This is a genomic window from Pseudooceanicola lipolyticus, from assembly GCF_002786325.1.
GTDB classification, from domain to species: domain Bacteria; phylum Pseudomonadota; class Alphaproteobacteria; order Rhodobacterales; family Rhodobacteraceae; genus Pseudooceanicola_C; species Pseudooceanicola_C lipolyticus.
On the sequence record NZ_PGTB01000240.1, the window covers coordinates 1 to 4235 of the forward strand.

Annotated in this window: 6 protein-coding genes; 5 read left to right on the top strand and 1 reads right to left on the bottom strand. The window is 66.5% G+C overall.

Annotated features, from left to right (window positions below; all coding sequences use genetic code 11):
• From CVM52_RS27190 to CVM52_RS24060, 5 genes are all read left to right on the top strand, one after another.
• A partial coding sequence (locus CVM52_RS27190) for a DUF6537 domain-containing protein (RefSeq protein ID WP_370741723.1) occupies positions 1-905 on the top strand: 905 nt, incomplete at its 5' end.
• A 106-nt stretch (positions 906-1011) separates the two neighbouring features.
• Positions 1012-1407: a RidA family protein gene (locus tag CVM52_RS24045; protein WP_100164845.1), complete on the top strand. Its 396-nt coding sequence runs from the start codon at positions 1012-1014 to the stop codon at positions 1405-1407.
• 23 nt (positions 1408-1430) lie between these two features.
• Positions 1431-2552, top strand: a complete 1122-nt coding sequence (locus tag CVM52_RS24050) for a cupin domain-containing protein (RefSeq protein ID WP_100164846.1) — start codon at positions 1431-1433, stop codon at positions 2550-2552.
• 12 nt (positions 2553-2564) lie between these two features.
• Positions 2565-3188, top strand: a complete 624-nt coding sequence (locus CVM52_RS24055) for a flavin reductase family protein (RefSeq protein ID WP_205965019.1) — start codon at positions 2565-2567, stop codon at positions 3186-3188.
• A gap of 77 nt (positions 3189-3265) precedes the next feature.
• Positions 3266-3682 carry an acyl-CoA thioesterase gene (locus CVM52_RS24060; RefSeq protein WP_100164847.1) on the top strand — a complete coding sequence of 139 codons (417 nt, stop codon included), beginning with the start codon at positions 3266-3268 and terminating at the stop codon, positions 3680-3682.
• 118 nt (positions 3683-3800) lie between these two features.
• On the opposite strand, the gene CVM52_RS24065 is transcribed toward CVM52_RS24060, so the two are convergent.
• Positions 3801-4235 (bottom strand): maleylpyruvate isomerase N-terminal domain-containing protein (locus CVM52_RS24065; RefSeq protein ID WP_205965020.1); only part of this gene is annotated, 435 nt, incomplete at its 5' end.

The window sequence follows — 4235 nt, forward strand, 5'->3', positions numbered from 1 at the left end:
CGGCGCCCGAGGCGGCGTTGCCCACCCGCCCGCAGGCGCAGGGGCCCGAGGCGCAGCTGGCCGAGCTGGGCACGCTCACCAACCGAATCAACGCGCTGCCGGGCGAGGTTCAGGCGATGGCGCGCGCCGGGCTGCGCAAGGTGGTGGATTACCAGGACCTGGCCTATGGCGCCGAATATCTCGACCGGCTCGACAGTATCCTGGCGCAGGACCACGCCGCGGGCGGCGCCGAACGGGGCTTTGACTTTACCCTGAACGCGGCGAAATACCTCGCCAACGCCCTGTGCTATGACGACATCCTGCGGGTGGCCGACCTGAAAACCCGCTCCTCCCGCTTCGCGCGGGTCGAACGCGAGATCAGCGCCTCGCCGCAGACGCTGATGCAGGTCACCGAATACCTGCATCCGGGCGCGGCGGAATTCGTCAGCCTGATGCCCGCCGGGCTGGGTGCCTGGATCGAGGCGAAGCCGGGGCTCTATCGCCTGGTCGACCGGGTGGTGAACCGGGGCCGGCGGATGCGGTCCGACCGGGTGCCGTCCTTCTTCTTGCTCTACACCGTGGGCGGCATGCGCCGCTGGCGCCGCCGCCTGCTGCGCCACCGGCGCGAGATGGCGCATATGGAGGCCTGGCTGGCCATCGCCCTGCAGCGCCTGCCGCAGAACTATGCCTTTGCCACCGAAACGCTGAAAATCCGCCGGCTGATCAAGGGCTACAGCGACACCCACGCGCGCGGCCTGTCCAAGTTCGACCGGGTCACCGCGGGCGCGGCCCTGGTCGAGGGGCGCGAGGATGCCGCCGACTGGGTGGCCCGCCTGATCGCGGCGGCCCTGGCCGATCCCGCCGGCGAGGCGCTGGACGGCGCGCTGGACACCATCCGTTCCTTCGCCGGACCCGGCACAACCTGATGGTCAAAACCGGATTGCGGTAGAAAATGCTTTAAACTTAAAATTTCTCCGTTTAAATGTCATCCGTGCCGGGTCACGGTTCCGGCGCAGGACAGGAGATTACCGGATGGGCACCATCACCGTTCACCCCGAGGGTTGGAAACCGGCCAAGGGCTATGCCAACGGCATGGTGGCCGAAGGCAAGCTGCTGTTTGTCGGCGGCCAGATCGGCTGGACCGCCGATCAGGTTTTCGAGGCCGATGATTTCATCGGCCAGATGCGCCAGGCGCTGCTGAACATCCGCGACGTGGTCGAGGCCGCCGGCGGCTCGGTGGCCGATATCACCCGGCTGACCTGGTATGTCACCGACAAATCCGAATATCTTGCCCACCAGGCCGAAGTCGGCGCTGCGTATCGCGACGTGATGGGCTATCATTTCCCGGCAATGACCATGGTTGTCGTCGCCGCGCTGGTCGAGGACGAGGCCAAGGTCGAGATCGAGGCAACCGCCGTGTTGCCCTGATATCACAAGGGGGAGAGCAGCAGATGGCACGGCATGACCAATACCGCGAAGAGGTGGCCGGCCGCGCCAATGTCGAGGACACGCCCGAGCTGCTTGCCTATTATTCCGACCTGGAAAAGAAGGGCGCCGCCGCGCTCTGGACCGTTGCCAACAAGATCGAACCCTGGGAACCGGTCAGCCAGTCGGTGCCGATGATCTGGCGCTATGGCGATCTGCGCGACGATGTGCTGCGCTCGGTCGAGCTGGTGACACCGGAAAAGGCCGGGCGGCGGGTGATCTACCTGGACAATCCCGGCCGCTCCGACGTGGCCGCGGCGGTCGGCTGGATCTATGCCGGCCTGCAGGTGATGCATCCGGGCGAACGCGCCTCGGCGCATCGCCACTCGGCCAGCGCCATCCGCTTCATCATGGAAGGGCAGGGCGCCTATACCGTGGTCGACGGGCACAAGATGACGCTGGGCGTGAATGATTTCGTGCTCACCCCGAACGGCACCTGGCACGAACACGCGGTCGACGAGGCCGGCACGCCCTGCATCTGGCAGGACGGGCTGGACATTCCCTTTGTCAACGCGATGGAGGCAAATTTCTACGAGGTGCACCCGGACCTGGCCCAGGCGGTGACCTATCCGGTTGACGATGTCACCAGGACCTGGGGCAATCCCGGCCTGACCCCCGGTGGCGGTGCCTGGGACAAGGACTATTCGCCGCTGTTCAAATACGAATGGGACCGCACCTACGAGGCGCTGTCCGGCTTGGCGCAGGCGCGCGACGGCTCGCCCTTTGACGGGCTGCTGATGGAATATGTCAACCCGGTCACCAATGGGCCGGTGATGCAGACGCTGGGCGCGTCAATGCAGATGCTGCGCCCGGGTGAAAAGACCAAGGCGCATCGCCATACCGGCAGCTACCTGTATCAGGTCTGCAAGGGCTCGGGCCATTCGGTGATCAATGGCAAACGCTTCGACTGGACCGAGCGCGACATCTTCTGCGTGCCGTCCTGGGCCTGGCACGAACATGCCAACGGCTCGGCGCGTGAGGATGCCTGCCTGTTCTGCCTCAGCGATCTGCCGGTGATGCGGGCGCTGGGCCTCTACCGCGAAGAAGCCTTCGGCGACAATGGCGGGCAGCAGCCCGTGACGGCATAACGGGGGCGGCAGGTGTATTACGACATCGGCGACACCGATGACCAGACGATTTACAAGCTGATGGTCTCGACGGTGACACCGCGCCCGATCGCCTGGGTCACCACGCAATCGCCCGACGGGGCGCTGAACGCCGCGCCCTACAGTTTTTTCAACGCGATGGGGCCAAACCCGCCGACCCTGGCGCTGGGCCTGATGCATGACCCGGCGCGGGGCCGCAAGGACACCGCCCGCAACATCCTGGATACTGGCGAATTCGTGGTCAACCTGGTGCCGCGCGCGCTGGCCGAGGCGATGAACGTCACCGCCATCGACGCGCCGGCGCAGATCGACGAACTGGCGCTGGCCGGGCTCTCCACCCTGCCATCGACCAAGGTCAGACCGCCGCGGATCGACGGCAGCCCGGTGCAGTTTGAATGCAGCCTGCTCAGCGGTGTTGCCACCGGGCCGAAACAGATGGTGGTGCTGGGCCGGATCGAGGCGATTCACATCGCCGATGACAAGATGCTGGACCCGGCGCGTAACTATGTCGACACCCGCGGTCTGGACCTGGTGGCGCGGCTGGAAGGCTCGCAATGGTATCAGCAAGGCGGCGAACGCTTTGAAATGTCGCGCCCGGTCTTCGACAAGGACCGATAAGCCCCGCAATCGCCGCCCTTGGCTTGACCCCGCTGCCGCAGCCGCTATCGAAGGCCGCAGGTTTCCCGGAGGTCCGCATGAGCGCCGTTTTCACCCTTGAGGTCAGTATCAGTTTTGGCCATTGCGACCCGGCCGGGATTGTCTTTTATCCCAATTATTTCCGGTGGTTCGACCGCTGCTTTCACACCTTCCTGCTGCACCGCGCCGGCGGCCACCGGCTGCTGTGTGAAAAGTTGCAGGCCAAGGGTATCGGGCTGATGGACTTGCAGGCCAATTTCACCTCGCCGGCGATGGAAGGCGACCTGATGGCGCTGACCCTGTCGATCGACGAATGGCGCGACAAGGTGCTGCTGCTCAGCTACGAGGGCCGGATCGGCGACCGGGTGGTGGTGCAGGGGCACGAAAAACGCGGCCTGTTCCAGATGCGCGACGGCCGCCTGCGCGCGGGCAAGATGGCGCCGCTGCGTGCGCTGCTGGAGGCCGACCCGGCATAATCCTGGCGGCGCGGGCCAAGGCGCTTCGACCGGATAACTTTGCCATCTCCGCCGCCCCGCGCTGGCGCCGGGCCGCACATTGCGCGTTGGGGCGGCCGCACCCGTCCGGACCGCGGGTTTAATACGGCCAGTCTTCCGGCAGCTTCGCCCCAGCCACGCCAAACGGCCTTCGTCCGGCACCGAAATGCGCTTGCACGGCGGTTTCTGCGCTGTCCCCGGCGCGCGTGTCCAGTTCCGCCGCCAGGGCCGCGACGAATTCTGCCGGCATGTCGCGCAGTCGCGCGCCGGCATCCAGGTCCAGCGCGTGCAGCCACAGTTCGCGCGCGCGCAGGTACGGGGTGTCGCAAAGGGGCAGGGGCTGTCCCGCCAGATCGGTGCCGCAGGCCTGCCAGTCGGCATCGCTGAGGTCGCGCCATTCCACGTTCAGATGTACCTCGGAATGCTGGAACAGGTGGCGCAGCGCCCGATCGGGCAGGGTGGCGCCGCGCGCGATCTCGGCCTGCCGCGCCGCCGCCGAGGGATACAGTGCCGCCGGCTGTCCGGCCCGCACCGT

Coding starts and splice junctions, on each gene's coding strand:
- CVM52_RS24050 (WP_100164846.1), top strand. CDS start 1,431: ATGGCACGGCATGACCAATACCGCGAAGAGGTGGCCGGCCGCGCCAAT.
- CVM52_RS24045 (WP_100164845.1), top strand. CDS start 1,012: ATGGGCACCATCACCGTTCACCCCGAGGGTTGGAAACCGGCCAAGGGC.
- CVM52_RS24060 (WP_100164847.1), top strand. CDS start 3,266: ATGAGCGCCGTTTTCACCCTTGAGGTCAGTATCAGTTTTGGCCATTGC.